Genomic DNA, 16659 nt, shown 5'->3' on the forward strand with positions numbered 1-16659 from the left:
GAAGACGATGATCCGTTTCGACGACGTCGAGGTCGTGTTCGGCGACCACCGTGCGGTCTCGCACCTCGATCTGGAGATCCAGGAGGGTGAGTTCTTCACCCTCCTGGGTCCGTCCGGATGCGGCAAGACCACCGCCCTGCGCACGCTCGCGGGGTTCATCGAGCCCACCGGCGGTCGCATCCACATCGCCGGCCGCGACGTGACCCGGGTGCCGAGCGAGAAGCGCGGCGTGGGCATGGTGTTCCAGAACTACGCCCTGTTCCCGAGCATGAATGTGCGGGAGAACATCGCGTTCGGCCTCTCGGTGCAGAAGGTGTCGAAGGCCGAGCAGCGGCGGCGCGTGGACGAGGTCGCCGACCGCACCGGGCTCGCCGCGTCGCAGCTCGAGAAGAACGTGGCGGAACTGTCCGGCGGCCAGCAGCAGCGCGTCGCCATCGCCCGGGCGCTCGCGCTCACCCCCAGCATCCTGCTGCTCGACGAGCCGCTGTCGAACCTCGACGCCAAGCTCCGCGTGCAGCTGCGCGAACAGCTCAAGGAGCTGCAGCACGAGGTCGGCGTGACCACCGTGTACGTCACGCATGATCAGGAGGAGGCGCTCACTCTCAGCGACCGGATCGCCGTGCTCGACGCCGGGACGCTGCAGCAGGTGGGCACGCCGGAGGAGATCTACGACCGCAGCGCGACGCCGTTCGTCTGCCGGTTCATCGGCGAGAACAACCGCCTCACGCCCGCGCAGCTCATCGCGATCGGCGCTGGCCTCGATGCCACGGCCGAGAGCTACGTGCGGCCGGAGAAGCTGCACCTGGCGTCGCCGTCCGAGGCCACCGCCGGCGGCACGGCGTCGCTCGACGGCACCGTCGCCGAGCGCACGTACCACGGCAGCCACAGCGTCTACACGGTCTCCGCTGCCGACGCGACGCTCCGGGTGAGCGTGCCGGCCGCGGCGAGCGCGCACCGCTGGGACGTCGGCGACGCCGTGCGCATCGACGTCGACCCGCGGTGGATCCTGCAGTACCCGGCGGCGTGACATGAGCGCTCCGCAGAACGACTCCCGTCCGGTGCCGCCGCCGTCCGCGGCGATGACCGACACCCCCGGCGCGCTGACGACCGAGGCGGCCGAGGCGGGCACCGCGACGAAGCCCCGCCTCCGCCGCGGACGGCCGGGCAGCGTGCGCGCGATGCTCCGCTCGCCGCTCGCCTGGGTGACCGGCATCGTCGTGATCTGGTTCGCCGCCGCCTTCCTCGTGCTGCCGAACGCCGAGCTGCTCGCCGCGACCTTCTTCCCGGACGGGCAGTTCAGCATCCGCGCCGTCGAGAAGCTGCTCGGCAGCGAGCGCGCGCTGAAGACGCTCGGCAACAGCTTCCTCCTCGCGATCACGCTGTCGGTCACGGTGAACGTCGTCGGGGTGTTCATCGTGCTGGTGACGCAGTACTTCCAGGTGCGCGGCGCGAAACTCCTCTGGCTCGGCTACGCCACCACCCTGATCTACGGCGGCATCGTGCTCGCGGCCGGCTACAACTTCATCTACGGCAAGTTCGGCTTCATCACGAATCTGATGGTGAACATCTGGACGGACATGAACCGGGACTGGTTCTCCGGCTACTTCGCGGTCGTGTTCGTGATGACGTTCGCGACGACGACGAACCACATGCTGTTCCTGTCCTCGTCGCTCGGCAAGGTGGACTATGCGTCGATCGAGGCCGCGAAGCTCATGGGTGCCTCGACATGGACGATCCTGCGGCGCATCGTGCTGCCGGTCATGAAGCCGATGCTCTTCGCCGTCACGGTGCTGACGTTCCTCATCGGCCTCGGGGCCCTGACCGCGCCGCTCGTGCTCGGCGGTCCGGACTTCCAGACCGTCGCACCCCTCATCATCGACCTGTCGCGGAGTCCGATCACCCGTGACATCGCGGCGCTGCTGGCGATCGTGCTCGGTGTCGCGACGATCATCCTGCTCGCGATCATGAACCGCGCCGAGAAGTCGGGGGTGTACTTCTCGGTGGCGAAGGTGGCGACGCCGATCCAGAAGCAGCGGATCCGCAACCCGTTCGCGAATGCCGTCGTGCACGTGGTCGCCTACCTGCTCTGGGTGATCTACCTCATCCCGGTCGTGCTCATCGTGATCTTCTCGTTCGTGGACGCGCGGAGCATCCTCGCCGGATCCATCACGCTCGACAGCTTCACGCTCGACAACTACATCACCGTGTTCTCCAGCGCGGCGGCCCTCCGGCCGTTCATCGTGAGCGTCGTCTACAGCGCCCTCGCCGCGGTCATCGTGGTGGGCGGCCTGCTCTTCGTGGCGCGGATGATGCAGAAGCACCGCAACCTGCTGACCACGGCCATCGAGTACGTGCTGCACATCCCGTGGATCCTGCCGATCGTGCTGATCGCACTGGCCTTCGTGATGGCGTTCGACGCCCCGCAGCCGCTCGTCGGCAACATCGTGCTCACGGGGACGCCGGTGCTGCTGCTCGTCGCGTACATCTGCGTGAAGATCCCGTTCACGTTGCGGCTGCTCAAGGCGGGCTTCGCGTCCGTGCCGGACTCCCTGGAAGACGCCTCGCGCATCCTCGGAGCGCGCTCGCTGACCACGTTCCGGCGCGTGCTCATCCCGCTCGTGCTGCCGACCGCGGCCGCGATCACGGCGCTGAACTTCAACAGCCTGCTCGACGACTACGACGCCGCGATCTTCCTCTACCACCCGCTGTACAAGCCGCTCGGCGTCGCGATCCAGGAGAGCACGCGCGGGGAGAACAACCTCGACGCGATGCCCATCACGTTCGTCTACACCGTGCTGCTCATGATCATCATGGGTGTCACCATGTATCTCGTGTATGGACGAGGTTCACGCGCCGGAGCGCCCCGCCGACGGAAGCGGCGCGCATGAGCGGGGCGGATGCCGGGACGCCCGCCCTGCGGGTCACGATCAGCGACGTCGCCGCGGCGGCCGGGGTGTCGCGAGCCACGGCGACCAGAGCCTTGAAGGGCGAGGGCCGGTTCGCGCCGGAGACGCAGGAGCGCATCCTGGAAGCCGCCGAGCGGCTCGGATACGTGCGCAACACGATGGCCGCTGAGCTCGCCGCCGGACGCACCGGCACCGTCGGCCTCATGCTGCGCGACGCGAGCAACCCCGCGTACGGCCTCCTCTTCTCCCGGTTGCAGGAGGAGGCGCATCAGCGCGGCCTCGACCTCGTGACCGTCACGATCGGCGCCGACGAGCAGGGCGCCAAGCAGGTGAATGCGCTGCACCGGCTGCTCGGCATGCGGGTCGCGGGACTCATCGTCGCCACCGGCGGCATCTCCGCAGCGCAGCTCGAGCCGTTCGCCGACCAGGTGCCGATCCTCCGTGCCGGGCGCGTGGAGTCAGCGGGCCGCATCCACACCGCCCACTACGACGACGAGGGCCACGGACGTCTGCTCGCGGAGCACATCGTCGGGCTCGGGCATCGGACCGTCGTCGTGCTCGCCGGAAGCCCCGACGCGTCGTACCCCGAGCACCTGCGCGCGCTCGCGATGCAGGAGGTGCTGACCGCGGCCGGCGTCGCCGTGACGATGATCTCCGCCGGTGCCGGTCCCGACGACGGCGTCGACGAAGCCCTCGTCGCCGTGCGCGCCGGGGCGACCGCCGTCATGTGCGCCTCGGACTACCGGCAGCTCGCCGTCATGCGCGCCGCCCGCGCGGCCGGGCTCCGCGTGCCGGACGACGTGAGCGTGACCGGGTGCGACGGCATCCTGCCCGGCGCCGACCTGCTCGGGCTCACGACGCTGCGGATCCCCGTGGAGGCGGTGGCCGCGGCATCCGTCGAGACCATGCAGCAGCTGCTCACCGCGGACGAGCCGGAGACGCTCGTGCGCCGCTCGTTCACGGGAGCCCTCGTCCCCGGCTCCACGGCCGCCGCCGTCTGACATCTGCCCCGACCTGCCTCCGTCCGCCGACCAGGAAGAGACATGATCCTCACCGAACACCCCCGCCCGTCGCACACCTTCGTGCACATCTCCGACACGCACCTGCCGGGTGAACGGTCGCCGCTGTACGGCAGCGGGGCCGACGCCGACGCGAACCTGGCGGAGATGCTCGACCGGCTCGTCGCCTCGGGGCTCCGTCCCGACGCGCTGCTGTTCACCGGAGACCTGACGGACCGGGGCGATGCCGCCGCCTACAAGCGACTGCGCGAGCTCGTGGCGCCCGCTGCCGCGGCGCTCGGGTGCGAGGTCGTGTGGGCGGCCGGCAACCATGACGACCGCCGTGCCATGCGATCGGAGCTCGGACTCGCGGGGGCGGGTGACGAGCCGATCGTCGAGGTGCGGTGGTTCGGGGGGATGCGCGTCATCGTCGTCGATTCGACGGTGCCCGGCGCGCATTGGGGGGAGGTGCCGTCGTCGCAGCTGGTTCGGCTGGAGGGAGAGCTGTCGACGGCGGCACCGCAGGGCACGCTGCTGCTCCTGCACCATCCGCCCCTGCCCACGGTGCTCGACCTCGCCGTGACCGTCGAGCTGCGGAACCAGGACGCGCTGGCCGCGGTGCTGCGGGGGTCGGACGTGCGGGGCATCCTGTCGGGACACGTGCACCACCCGTCGTTCGGCACCTTTGCCGGGATCCCCGTGGCCGTCGCCTCGTCGAGCGCCTACGGTCAGGACCTCGCGCAGCCGGTGGGTGCCACCCGCGGACAGGACGCCGCGCAGGGCTACAACCTCGTGCACGTCTACGCCGACACCATCGTGCACTCCGCCGTCTCGCTCGAACGCGGCGCGGACGTCGGAGAGCCGGTGGCCGCCGACGAGGCCGGGCGACGGATCGCCGGCGTCGGGATCGACTGGCGGGACTAAGCCGTCACGAGGTCGTCATCGGCGTCACCTCGACGTCGATCGAGCCGAACGGGAACGGGCTGAACACGCTCCAGGAGTCGCCGGTGAACTGCTCGAGCGGGATCAGCGCGAACCACACGTGCGAGACGACGATCGCGACCACGACGAGCACCCCGACTCCGCGCAGCGTCCACTCCAGCGTCCGCAGCGCCGTGCGCTCGTCGGCCGCCTTCATCACCCGACCGAGCGCGAGCAGCACGATGACGGCGATGGCGATGTAGACGAGGGGGCTCGGCGTGAGCGACAGCTGGATGCACTGCGGAGCCTCGTCCACCGGCTGACCCGCGGAGTCGATGAACCCGCCGTTCCCGTCGACGGCGCCGGGGCAGATGCCCTTGCTCGCGGTCATGAGCGCCGGGTAGAGGAACGCGGTGATCAGCGACCAGAGGAGGACGCGGCGGATCGCGGCGATGACCACGGCGCCGGGGAGTGCGGCGGATGCCGTGTCCGGGGAGGTGGACGGGGCGAGCGACGTGCGGGGCTCCTTCGGGGGCGGTCGTGTTCATCCTGGCGGATGTATGGGACGGGTGGAAGGGGCGCGGGGTGGGCGACTTGCGCATCAGTCCTAGGCTGGAACGTCTGCCTCCTCTCTGAGGCGCCTTCCCCTGGAGCTCCATGTCTGCAACGACGGTCGACGACCGCGCCCGCTATCGCGTCCACCCCTCGGTGCTCGATGCGCTGAAGAATCCGCGACTGCTGACGCGGGAGGTGCTGGCCGGGCTCGTCGTCGGCCTCGCGCTCATCCCGGAAGCCATCGCGTTCTCGGTGATCGCGGGGGTGGACCCGAAGGTGGGGCTGTTCTCGTCGTTCATCATGGCGGTGTCGATCGCGTTCCTCGGTGGACGCCCGGCGATGGTGACGGCGGCGACGGGAGCCGTGGCGCTCGTGATCGCTCCCGTCGCGCCGACGTACGGGCTCGACTACTTCATCGCGACGGTCATCCTCGCTGGCATCTTCCAGGTGGTCCTCGGAGTGCTCGGCGTCGCGAAGCTCATGCGCTTCATTCCCCGCAGCGTCATGGTGGGGTTCGTGAACGCGCTGGCGGTCTTCGTGTTCAGCTCGCAGTTCCCGCAGCTGATCGATGTGCCGTGGTTGGTGTATCCGCTGGTGGCGCTGGGCATCGTCGTGATGCTGGTGATGCCGAAGATCACCAAGATCGTTCCGGCGCCGCTGGTGTCGGTGATCATCGTGACCGGCGTCGTGCTCGCCTTCGGGATCACGGTGCCGACGGTCGGCGATCAGGGTGAGCTGCCTCGGAGTCTGCCGTCACTGTTCATCCCGAACGTTCCGCTGACTTGGGAGACGTTCACGATCATCGCGCCGTTCGCGCTCGGGGTCGCGGTGGTCGGGTTGCTGGAGTCGCTGCTCACCGCGAAGCTCGTCGACGAGATCACCGACACCCACTCGAACAAGACCCGCGAATCGTGGGGGCAGGGCGTCGCGAACGTGCTCTCCGGAATGTTCGGCGGCATGGGCGGGTGCGCGGTGATCGGTCAGACGATGATCAACGTGAAGGCGTCAGGCGCGCGGACCCGCATCTCGACGTTCTGCGCCGGGATCTTCCTGTTCCTGCTGGTGGTCGTGTTTGGCGACTTCGTCGGGACGATCCCGATGGCGGCGCTCGTGGCTGTGATGATCATGGTCGCGATCGGGGCATTCGACTGGCACAGCGTGCGTCCGTCGACGCTGAAGCGGATGCCGAAGAGCGAGACGTTCGTAATGATCGCGACGGTGGTGCTGGTGCTGATCACGCACAACCTGGCGGTCGGGGTCGTCGGTGGGGTGCTGGTCGCGTCGGTGCTGTTCGTGCGGCGGGTGGCGCACTTCGTTTCGGTTCGTCGGGTTCTGGGGCCGGCGGGCGATGTGGTGACGTATGTCGTGGAGGGGGAGCTGTTCTTCGCGTCGAGCAATGACTTGACGACGTTGTTCTCGTACTCGGAGGACCCGGCTCGGGTCGTGGTGGACCTGTCCGGGTCGCATGTGTGGGATGCGTCGACCGTTGCCGCGTTGGATGCGATCGAGACGAAGTACGCGAGCCTGGGGAAGACGGTGGAGATCGTTGGGATGAATGACTCGAGCGGGACGATGCACGGGCGGTTGACGGGCGGGTTCGAGTAGAGCCCCCGGGCGACGGAGCGCTGCTAACCCCAAGCAGCTGTGGCTGCATACATACGTCCCCGGTTTAGGCCATCATCGTGAGAGGTCCATTAGCGGGCCGACGACGAACGGGGCATGAGGATGGACGACGGGGACCTGTCCGAGATTGAGTTGGTCATCGACGGGGATGGGATCTCCCTGATCGGACGGCGCGAACCAGTCGAGGAGTTTATTGAGGCCAACGGGTTACGGTCTCGCGAGCTGGATCTGTCCAAGCTCAAGACCGCGTTCGGCGCCGGGGCGGCTGTCACGAAGGCCGGCTCCGAGATAGCGGCGAACTCGGGGCGCTGGATGAAGCTGACCGAAGAGTCGTGGGCAGCCGCCCAAAAGCTGCCCAAGGTAACCAACTCGTCGAGCGGAAACATCCACGCAACTCTTCGGGCACCTAATGGTCAGTTCGCGAAGAACCTGCAGTTCCTCAAGACACCAGGGTCGATCCTCACAAACCCTGCGATGCTCGCTGGTGTGGCCGGAATCATGGCGCAAGTTGCGATGCAACAGACTATGGACGAGATCACTGACTACCTCGCCGCAATCGATCAGAAGGTCGATGACGTACTGCGCGCGCAGAAGGACGCCGTGCTCGCGGACATCATCGGCGTAGACATGATGCTCGAAGAGGCACTCACGATCCGCAAGGAGGTCGGCGGCGTCTCCGAGGTGACCTGGTCGAAAGTGCAAGCTTCCTCGATGACGATCGCCCGCACGCAGGCATACGCCTTAAGGCAGATCGAGGCATTGGCGGGGAAGCTCCAAAGCAAGTCTGTCAACGAACTGGCTGACTCGTCCAAGAAGATCGATGGCGAGGTACAGGAATGGCTCGCCGTCCTCGCACAGTGCTTCTATTTGCAGGAGGCGACGGGGGTGATCGAACTCGACCGTGTCCTGCAGACCTCCCCCGAGGAACTGGAGCAACACCGAGTCGGCCTGCAAACAGCTCGCGCAAAGCGCGCGGAACTGATCACTCGGACCACGCGACAGCTCCTCTACCAGGTCGACGAGGCCGCAACTCTGGCGAACTCGAAAGTCCTGTTCAACCCGATCGAGTCTCCGGCCATCGTCCGTTCCAGAAACAAAGTGACCGACTCTGTCGGCACCTTCCACGAGCGACTCGGGATCGAGGGGGCAGCGGAGGTGCGGGAGTCGAGACGCTGGTCGACGGCGGCCACGGATACCCGCGACGATCTACTCAAGGCCGGTGCGGACGGATTGGACGCCGCGTGGCGCATCGGCGCGGAGGGCATCCAGGTTGCCGGGCGGGTCGGCGCCGAAAGCGTGGACAAGGCAAAGGAGATCGCTGGATCCTTCGCAGACCTCGCTGGACGCACTTTTCGTCGGCGTCCACCGAAAGACACGGCGGGCGAGTGAGTGACGAGGCGGGGCACAGGACTGGCGAATTGACCGCAAAGACATTCCTCAGCACGTTCGCGATGCCGAAACCCGTGCGGATTACGGGTCGGAGTTCGAGCATTACAAACTCATTCGTGAACGGCATCATCCCTGTTGTCCCGCCAACCGAGGCAGAGGTTCGCGCAGCCCTCGAGACCCTCGGCATGCTCGATCGCGTGAGCTGCAGCTACTGCGGCGACACCAGCACGGAATGGGACCATCTTCGTCCTCTGGTGAGCAACCAGCGGCCGACGGGATACATTTCCGAGATCCACAATCTCGTACCCGCCTGCGGCAAGTGCAACCAGAGCAAGGGCAACAAGGATTGGCTGACCTGGATGCGCAGCTCGGCCCCGCTCTCTCCGAGATCTCGGGGTGTCGCTGACATCGAAGATCGCATCGCTCGCCTACAGGAGTACGAGCGCAGGGCATCCCCGACTCGTGTCGACTTTGAAGCGGCCGTCGGCCCCGAGCTGTGGCAGCGGCACTGGGCGCACCACAAGCACCTGCTGGAGCTGATGCGCGTGGCCGATCAGGACGCGCAGGAGATCAGAACCCGCGTGCGGGAGGCCCATGAGGCCAAGAGACAGGCAGCGCCCTGATGGCGTCCGTGATCACATGGCTCGACGTGTCGGCAGACGAGCAGCGACGGATGCGGGAACTCGCGGCGATGTTCACGCAACGAGACAGCCGAGATGAGCTGGGCATCGGGCAGCTCCGCGACGGCATCAGCGACGCCCTGTTCCCTGGCACGTCAACCCTGCACACCCGCGCCCGCTATCTGCTGTTCGTGCCGTGGTGCTTCCAGTACGCCGCACAGTCGAGGTCACGAGTGAAGGGTGGCACGCGCCAGCCCGATGCGACCGAGCTGGAGCTGATCGAGACCCTGCGGTTCTCGCCGGATGCGGACGGTCTGCTCGGCGAGCGTGCCGGCCGGGACCTGCAGACCCTGCCGTCCTCGGTGTATTGGTCGATGCTGCAGCGGTACGGCATCCTCACCCGGCCGGCGAGCCGTGCGGAGGCGTTCGAGGCGTCGAACCCCCACGTGCACGTCGACGACGACGGCCTGACGACGTCCACCTCCCTCTGGTCTGCCCCACCGATCCCGAAAGGGTTCCCCGACGAGGTGGCTGACGGGTTCGCGCTGACCGCCGATGAGGCGAGCTGGCTGCGGGATCGCGTGCTCGAGCACGCACCCGGCACTCTTCTGGCGCATCTCGTGCAGCACCGGCCGGAGGACGACCGCCGGGCTCCGTGGGAGGACGCGGTCGCGACCCGAGCACCGCAACGGGCTGCAAGGGTCCTGCGCCATGCGCAGCATTTCGCGACGATCCTCCACGGCGCGCAACTGCTCTACAACCTGCTCCTCGCCGAGGAAGCGGACCGTGCAGAGCTCCGCGGCGACTACCGTGATCGCCTCGCCCGGTGGCCCGCGGAGCTCGCGGCGGGCTACGACGAGTGGCGTCTCGATGACCTGCTCGCCGTCCTCCGGGAGGAACGGGGCAGTAGGCTCCCGGTCGCACCCGCCGCGCAGCGGTTCGTGCAGAACTGGACCACCCTCCTGCAGCGCAGCGATCCGGGCTCGATCGCCGATCTCCCGGAAGCTCGATCGATGATCCGAGAGCGGGAGAAGATCAAGGGTGCGAAGACGCGTCTGGGCAACCCGCGGCGGCTCGAGACGTGGAAGGGGGCGTCGGGGAGCGCTCTGCTGACGTTCCGTTGGGCGACCGTTCGGCAGTTCGCCCGCGACATCCACGAGGGGCTGGCTCGTGCTTGAACCCGATTCGCGCTCGCTCCTGTCCGAGCTGCTCCGGCCTCCGGCTGGATTCCACCTGTCACATGCGGTCGGCACGAGCTTCACGATGACCCTCGAAGCGGCCCTGTCGATCCCGCTCGCGTTCGCTGGCGCGGTGGAGGTCGACGACGAGGTCGGCATCCTCGGGGCCGTGCGCCGGGCCACGCAGCGCATCGACCTGTTCGCCCAGGCCGGGTGCCTGGGTCTCGGCACGGCGAGCGAGCTCGTCACGGTGCTCGAGCCGATGGTGCACCCGGTGCGGATGCCGGGGAGCCGCCTGTTCCACCCGAAGGTGTGGTTCCTGGAGTTCGAGCGGAACGAGGAGCGCCGCTACCGATTCGTCTGCAGCAGCCGGAACCTCACGAACGACCGCACGTGGGATGCGGTGATCTCCCTCGACGGCGGGCCCGACGAGGATCTCGATGAGGAGACGGTGCGCTCGAACCACGTGATGGCCGGCCTGCTGCGCTGGCTGGTGGACGACGGTCGGACAGCCCCAGCGCTCGCCCCCGATCGCGCCGACCGGATCGCGCGCCTGGCGGAGGCGTGGGCCGGCATCCGCTGGGAGCATCCGGACCACGTGCGCGCGGTCCGGGTGCACGCCCTCGGGATCGGGCTGCCGTCGAGCGACGCGGGACCGCGTCTCGGCGGCATCCGCACCGCCGTCGTCTCCCCGTTCGTCACCGATGAGGGCGTCCGGCTTCTGCGGTCCCGGCCGGGCGGCGAGACGACGCTGCTCAGCCGCCCGGAGGCGCTTGATCGGTTGCAGCCCGAGACGCTGCAGGGGCTCTCGCTGCGCGTGCTCGACGAGATGGTGGATCAGGCGCTCGCCGACGCCGAGACCTCGGCGGTCGCTGCCGGAGAGCTGCGGGGGCTGCACGCGAAGATCGTGGTGCACGACCACGCGCACAAGCAGTCGACACTGCTCGTGGGGTCGGCGAACGCCACTGGGCCAGCCTGGTCGAACAACGTCGAGGTGATGGTCGAGGCCGAGGGGCCGAAGTCGCACCTCGGGGTCGAAGCAGTGCTCGGGTCGCTTGCTCCGCTGATCGAGGAGTACACCACGGCGGGCGGCGCCCAGAGCAGCCAGGACGAGGAGGCCGACCGTCGGCTGGAGAGTGCGCTGCGGGAGCTCGCCCGCGCCCGGCTCGTAGTTCGGGTGAACGCGGAGGGCGAGTACACGGTCACGGTGTGGGCGGAGGGTGCGCAGGTGGTGGACGACCGGTTCACGCTGAGCTGGCGGATGCTGTCCCAGCCGGATCCGATCCCCGGACCTCTGCCTACGGCCGACGCCCCCTACGAGTCCACGGCCCTGCGCCTGGAGCAGATCACGCCGTTCGTGGTGATCGCGCTGACGGACGGCGACGGCCGCCGACGCGAGACCCTGCTGGTCGCGGACCTGCTCGACGACGTGCCGGGCCGGGGCGACGCGATCGTAGCCGCTCACCTCACTGAGCCCGGGGCGGTGGCGCGTTTCATCCGGATCATGCTGCAAGACGGGAGCCTCACGTCGATCGGCACCGGCGGGGGCGGGGGCGCGTTCTCCTCGGCGTTCGGTGCTGGGGTCACGGAGAACGGTGCCGGGCTGTTGGAGCTTCTCGTGCGGGCGACGGCGACGAACCGGTCGGGTCTCGTGGACGTCGAGCGGGTGCTGCGGCATGTGCCGGAGGATGCGCGCAGCAGTGCTCTACCGCCGGGCTTCACCGAGGTGTGGGCTGCTATCACGGAAGCGGCGGGTGTGCAGCAATGACGGGTCTCGACGTCGACGCCGTGATGCGCGGGCTCAAGGGCTTCCAACAGGACGCGGTGGAGCATGTGATCGACCGTTTCTACGGGTCAGGGCGTGCGGACGGCAGCGGCCGGTTCCTCGTCGCCGACGAGACCGGGTTGGGCAAGAGCGTGATCGCGCGGGGGATCATCGCCAGGGCCATCCAGGAGCTGAACGACGTCGACGCGGTGAAGCGCATCGACATCGTGTACATCTGCAGCAACGCCGACCTCGCCAACCAGAACCTGCAGCGTCTGAACGTCACCGGCGACAAGCACCTCGCGATGGCGACGCGGCTCACGCTGTTGGCGCGGGAGAGCCGCAAGCTCGCAGCCACCGACGACACGAGCCGCAAGAAGGTGAACCTCGTCTCCTTCACCCCTGGCACGTCGTTCAAGGAGGGCGGCTGGCGGTCGGGCAACGGCGACGAGCGGGCGCTGCTGTGCGTGCTGGCGGAGGATGCGCTCGGGGTGGACGAGGACGAGCCGACGCGCTGGCTCTTCCAAGGGGCTGTGCAGTCGGCGAGAAACTTCGCGGGGCGGGTGCAGTGGACGCGGGACCGCCTGGGTGAGGACGGCGCCGATCCCGAGATCGCCAGGCGGTACCAGGAGGCGATCGTCGGGGACGACCTGTGGGCGCGGTTCCTCGAGCTCCGCGAGGAGGTCCGTGTCCTGGGCGATCGCCCGCCCCGCGGTCGACTGTGGCACGAGGTGATGGAGCTCGTCGCGAAGCTGCGTCGGCATCTGGCCCGTGCCGGGGTGGACGCTCTGCAGCCTGATCTGGTCATCCTCGATGAGTTCCAGCGCTTCCGCCCGCTCCTCGATCCGATGACCGAGGGCGGTGAGCTCGCGCACGACCTCTTCAACGCCGAGGGCGTCAAGGTCCTGCTCCTCTCGGCGACCCCGTTCAAGCCCTATACGACGGAGGCTGAGGTCGGCGAGGACCACAATGCCGATTTCCTCAAGCTCATCGAGTTCCTCACCGACAAGGACGCCGTCCGTGTCAGGTCGGTCAAGGATGCGCTCGACGCGCACCGTCTCGCCCTGATCACCGACGGCGATGCGAAGGCATCCGCTCGCCGGGTGCGTGAGGTGCTGCTTCCGTACCTGTCGCGGTCGGAGCGGCCGCCGCTCGCGCGCAACCAGGACATGGTGGTCGACCGTCCACTCGACGGCGGGGTGCCGACGGCGGCGGAGATCTCCGACTGGGCGGCGCTGCATCGGCTGGGCACGCATCTCGGAGCGCGGGTGGATCTGGAGCAGTGGAAGTCGATCCCGTATTTCGCCTCGTTCATGGACACGTACAAGTCGGGGAGCAGCGTGCGGGACGCGTTGGGGCGCGACGATGTCACGGTCCGCGAGCTGCTGGCCGCAACGAGAGGGCTGACGCGTGACGAGGTGAGTGCGCGGGAGGAGCTCGATCTCGGCAACGGGCTGCTGCGCGCGTTGGCCGCCGACACGATCGGGCGCGGGTGGTGGAAGCTGCTCTGGATGCCGCCGTCGATGCCGTACTTCCGGCCGGGCCCGGTGTTCTCGAGTGTGGGGGATGTCACGAAGCACGTCGTGTTCTCGGCGTGGAACGGGGTGCCGACCGCAGTCGCTGGCCTGCTCAGCCATGAGGCGGCTCGCCACGCGTATGCGGGTTCGGAACTGTCGACCGATTCGACGAGCAGCCGTCTGACGTGGGCGATGAGCGAGGCGGGGCGGCCGTCGCAGATGAACTCGCTCGCACTGTTCTGGCCGCATCCGGCGCTGGCCGAGTCGTGGGATCCGCTGCGGGCGGCTCGTGCGACCGGCGGGCTCGTCGATGCGGAGGCGTTCACGGCGAGCGCCGCCAGCGACGATGATGCGGCCGAGCCGTCGCATGCCTTCTTCGCGACACCCGGTGCGGTGCCGACCGGCGTGAACGCCCTGTCGGTCCTGCGGGTGCTCGACGCACGGTCCGGCCGTTTCGCGGACTATGTGCGGGCGGCGGCCGAGGCGATGGATCAGGACGCCAGTGCACACCGTGACCTGGCCCGTTTCGGCGCGCATGCTCCGGGGTCGATCGCGTATCGAGCGTTGCGCGGTGCCGCGTCGGCGGAGGCGACGGAGGCGGGTGTGTGGCATGCGGCATGGGTGCTGTCGCTCGGTCTGCGGTCGCTCTTCGCCCGGCCGGATGCCGCGGCCCTCCTCGACACCGTCGGTGCCCCGGGTACGCACTATTGGAGCGCCGTGCTGGACTACTGCGCGGACGGGAACCTGCAGGCGGTCATCGACGAGTACGTGCACCAGTTACGCAGTGATCTCGGCGGCGGGCTGCTCGACGACGACGGGCTGTGGAAGATCGCGGCGGGTGCGGCGTCGGCGGTGCGGACGAACGCGGCGACGCTGCGCGGGCACGAGGCGACTGCCGAGCGTGCGCAGATCCCGTTCCCGACGAGGTTCGCGGTGCGGTACGGCGGCACCGGCACGGACGCCGACGAGAAGGTGGCGGCGCGTCAGAGCGAAGTGCGAGCCGCGTTCAACAGCCCCTTCGCGCCATTCGTGCTGGCGTCGACGAGCATCGGCCAGGAGGGGATCGACTTCCACTGGTGGAGCCACGCCGTCGTGCACTGGAACCTGCCGTCGAACCCCGTCGACTTCGAGCAGCGCGAGGGCCGCGTGCACCGGTTCATGGGCCATGCCGTGCGCAAGAACGTGGCCGCCGCGCACTGGGAGGAGGTGCTGTCATCGTCGGAGGGGGCATGGGACGCGGCGTTCGCTGCTGCTCTCGCGTCGCCCGAGACCGAGCGGCTGGGACAGTTCGCGCCGTGGTGGGTCTACGAGGGGGACGCCCGCATCCATCGGCGGATCGCCTCGTTCACGTTGAGCAGGGATCACGAGAAGTACGAGCGGTTGCTCGACGCCTTGACCCTGTACCGCCTCACGCTCGGGCAGCCCCGACAGGAGGACATGCTGCGGTTGATGATGCAGGGTGGCGTGGACCGGGGCCGTACGGCCGGGGGACTGGACCTTCGGCCACCAGGCAAGGCCTGACACAACACCTTCACCTTTGCATCGTGGGCCCGGAGTCCCTACGAAGCCTGACGTAGCCCTGGCGCGATAGATGTCACGACGTGAGCAAGCCCTCTGAGCGATCCCGCCGGATCGCCCCATGTTCTCAGAGCTCGGTGATCCTTGGGGTCAGATAGAAGTCGGCCGGACTCTGGGGTCCCGGCCATGCTCGGAGGGGCCCTTCCTTCTGCCGCGCATCGAGCCATCGGAAGACGTGGTAAGCGATGGTGTCCTACTCGATGCACGTGCGGCGGATCCCCTGACGATGTCTTCCGGTACAACGCGGCCACCAGCCTCAACAAAGAGAATCCGTGCCGGCGATGCACAGGTACGCATCGACGGCTGCGCATCCGAGTTCAGCAGGACTGCTCGGCCCTGGGTTGCGCCGCGACCTCGCGTCCGGACTCGGATACAGTGAATCGCATGAGCGCAGAGGGGACGTCAGAAAGGCACCCACTTCGCGAAGTCGCTCGCCCGCAGGTCGAGGACAGCGCTCCATCGCTCACCCTGGTCGATCTATTCGCCGGCTGTGGCGGCATCACCCTGGGTATCTCGCAGGCGGCTCACGACCATGGCATGGCGACGGATATCGCGCTCGCTGTGGACTTCGAGACGACAGCCATCGATGTCTACCGGGCGAATTTCCCGGAGGCTCGTCGGGTCGAGCTCGCACCAGTCGAGGAGTTCTTCGATGGCGCCCTCGGCGCTGTCTTGACCTTTAGAGAGACTCGCACGCGCGAGTCGACGGGCGCAGTCGATGTACTCGCGGGCGGCCCCCCGTGCCAGGGGCACAGCAACCTCAACAACCACACCCGGCGCGTCGACGCGAAGAACGCGCTCTATCTTCGAATGGTTCGGGCTGCAGAGGTCGTCAGACCGCGCGTGCTGCTCATCGAGAACGTGCCGGCAGTTCTGAGAGATCGACACGAGGGTGAGAGCGTGGTCATCCGCGCCCGTCAACACCTCGAAGGCTTGGGCTATCGAGTCGCCGACGACGTCGTCTCCGTCGCAGCTCTGGGGGTTGCGCAGACCCGGCGACGCCACCTGCTTCTGGCGACATTAGAAGGCGAAGTGCTCCCGTCGGACATTTTCAACCAGCTTGCCGAGAACGCCATCCAACGGGATCTCGAATGGGCGATCGGTGATCTGCGCGACATCGATGACGGCACGGCCCTCGACCGTCGCCCCCAGGCAAAGGCGGAGAATCTGGCCCGCATGCAATGGCTCCTCGAGCATCCTGATGTATACGACTTGCCCAACGAGCTCCGCCCGAAGTGCCAACAGGGCGACCACAGCTACAAGTCGATGTACGGACAGCTCCGATGGAGTGAACCTGCCCAGACCATCACCAGCGGCTTCGGCAGCATCGGCCAGGGACGCTACATGCACCCGGAACAGGCACGTGCGCTCACGGCGCACGAGGCAGCTCGTATTCAGGGGTTCCCGGATTACTTCGACTTCTCGGCTTGCCCGACTCGCACTGCCCTCGCGACGATGATCGGAAACGCGGTGCCTCCGCAGCTCGGGGCAGCGGCGATGAGTGCCGTCCTTGAGTTCCGTGAGATGTCGAATGAGCCGGGAATGCCGAAGGAAGCTCACTCGGCCTGACATTCGATGAGCCAGGCAATACTGGAAAGAAGATCCAGAT

Annotated in this window: 12 protein-coding genes; 11 read left to right on the top strand and 1 reads right to left on the bottom strand. The window is 68.0% G+C overall.

The window, feature by feature from the left end:
• The first annotated feature begins 7 nt into the window (after window positions 1-7).
• The 4 genes from AB0N68_RS04935 (at window position 8) to AB0N68_RS04950 (ending at window position 4828) form a co-directional block, all read left to right on the top strand.
• Window positions 8-1027 (top strand): ABC transporter ATP-binding protein, encoded by a 1020-nt coding sequence (locus tag AB0N68_RS04935; protein WP_268777447.1) that lies wholly within the window; start codon window positions 8-10, stop codon window positions 1025-1027.
• Between the two features lie 151 nt (window positions 1028-1178).
• Window positions 1179-2888 (top strand): ABC transporter permease, encoded by a 1710-nt coding sequence (locus AB0N68_RS04940; RefSeq protein ID WP_292796023.1) that lies wholly within the window; start codon window positions 1179-1181, stop codon window positions 2886-2888.
• On the top strand, window positions 2885-3907 hold the full coding sequence (locus AB0N68_RS04945; RefSeq protein WP_292795902.1) for a LacI family DNA-binding transcriptional regulator: 1023 nt from the start codon (window positions 2885-2887) through the stop codon (window positions 3905-3907). The genes AB0N68_RS04940 and AB0N68_RS04945 overlap by 4 nt, the downstream gene beginning before the upstream one ends.
• Before the next feature lie 42 nt (window positions 3908-3949).
• Window positions 3950-4828, top strand: coding sequence for a metallophosphoesterase (locus AB0N68_RS04950; protein WP_292795905.1), 879 nt, complete (start codon window positions 3950-3952; stop codon window positions 4826-4828).
• Between the two features lie 4 nt (window positions 4829-4832).
• On the opposite strand, the gene AB0N68_RS04955 is transcribed toward AB0N68_RS04950, so the two are convergent.
• Window positions 4833-5285, bottom strand: a complete 453-nt coding sequence (locus tag AB0N68_RS04955) for a hypothetical protein (protein ID WP_292795908.1) — start codon at window positions 5283-5285, stop codon at window positions 4833-4835.
• Window positions 5286-5482: 197 nt separating this feature from the next.
• Between AB0N68_RS04955 and AB0N68_RS04960 the strand changes: the two genes are divergently transcribed.
• The 7 genes from AB0N68_RS04960 to AB0N68_RS04990 all read left to right on the top strand — a co-directional run bounded on the left by AB0N68_RS04960 (window position 5483) and on the right by AB0N68_RS04990 (window position 16619).
• A complete protein-coding gene (locus AB0N68_RS04960) occupies window positions 5483-6985 on the top strand; it encodes a SulP family inorganic anion transporter (protein WP_292795911.1) in 1503 nt (500 codons plus the stop codon).
• 114 nt (window positions 6986-7099) lie between these two features.
• Window positions 7100-8392, top strand: a complete 1293-nt coding sequence (locus AB0N68_RS04965; RefSeq protein ID WP_292795914.1) for a hypothetical protein — start codon at window positions 7100-7102, stop codon at window positions 8390-8392.
• Between the two features lie 116 nt (window positions 8393-8508).
• The gene (locus tag AB0N68_RS04970) at window positions 8509-9015 is read left to right on the top strand and encodes an HNH endonuclease signature motif containing protein (protein WP_249521239.1); all 507 of its coding nucleotides are present in this window, start codon (window positions 8509-8511) and stop codon (window positions 9013-9015) included.
• Entirely contained in the window at window positions 9015-10190 is a 1176-nt protein-coding gene (locus tag AB0N68_RS04975; protein WP_249521240.1) for a DUF6361 family protein, read from the top strand. The genes AB0N68_RS04970 and AB0N68_RS04975 overlap by 1 nt, the downstream gene beginning before the upstream one ends.
• Window positions 10183-11958, top strand: a complete 1776-nt coding sequence (locus AB0N68_RS04980; protein ID WP_292795923.1) for a phospholipase D family protein — start codon at window positions 10183-10185, stop codon at window positions 11956-11958. The genes AB0N68_RS04975 and AB0N68_RS04980 overlap by 8 nt, the downstream gene beginning before the upstream one ends.
• Window positions 11955-14993: a C-terminal helicase domain-containing protein gene (locus AB0N68_RS04985; protein ID WP_292795926.1), complete on the top strand. Its 3039-nt coding sequence runs from the start codon at window positions 11955-11957 to the stop codon at window positions 14991-14993. Before AB0N68_RS04980 ends, AB0N68_RS04985 begins: the two co-directional genes overlap by 4 nt.
• A gap of 441 nt (window positions 14994-15434) precedes the next feature.
• On the top strand, window positions 15435-16619 hold the full coding sequence (locus AB0N68_RS04990; protein WP_292795929.1) for a DNA cytosine methyltransferase: 1185 nt from the start codon (window positions 15435-15437) through the stop codon (window positions 16617-16619).
• The last annotated feature ends 40 nt before the right edge of the window (window positions 16620-16659 follow it).

The organism is Microbacterium meiriae (genome assembly GCF_040685015.1).
In the GTDB taxonomy this organism is placed as follows: Bacteria; Actinomycetota; Actinomycetes; order Actinomycetales; family Microbacteriaceae; genus Microbacterium; species Microbacterium meiriae.

Excerpts from the sequence above, each read along its gene's own strand:
- AB0N68_RS04940 (WP_292796023.1), top strand. The coding sequence starts at position 1,179 with ATGCTCCGCTCGCCGCTCGCCTGGGTGACCGGCATCGTCGTGATCTGG.
- AB0N68_RS04975 (WP_249521240.1), top strand. The coding sequence starts at position 9,015 with ATGGCGTCCGTGATCACATGGCTCGACGTGTCGGCAGACGAGCAGCGA.
- AB0N68_RS04950 (WP_292795905.1), top strand. The coding sequence starts at position 3,950 with ATGATCCTCACCGAACACCCCCGCCCGTCGCACACCTTCGTGCACATC.
- AB0N68_RS04990 (WP_292795929.1), top strand. The coding sequence starts at position 15,435 with ATGAGCGCAGAGGGGACGTCAGAAAGGCACCCACTTCGCGAAGTCGCT.
- AB0N68_RS04965 (WP_292795914.1), top strand. The coding sequence starts at position 7,100 with ATGAGGATGGACGACGGGGACCTGTCCGAGATTGAGTTGGTCATCGAC.
- AB0N68_RS04935 (WP_268777447.1), top strand. The coding sequence starts at position 8 with ATGATCCGTTTCGACGACGTCGAGGTCGTGTTCGGCGACCACCGTGCG.
- AB0N68_RS04945 (WP_292795902.1), top strand. The coding sequence starts at position 2,885 with ATGAGCGGGGCGGATGCCGGGACGCCCGCCCTGCGGGTCACGATCAGC.
- AB0N68_RS04985 (WP_292795926.1), top strand. The coding sequence starts at position 11,955 with ATGACGGGTCTCGACGTCGACGCCGTGATGCGCGGGCTCAAGGGCTTC.
- AB0N68_RS04960 (WP_292795911.1), top strand. The coding sequence starts at position 5,483 with ATGTCTGCAACGACGGTCGACGACCGCGCCCGCTATCGCGTCCACCCC.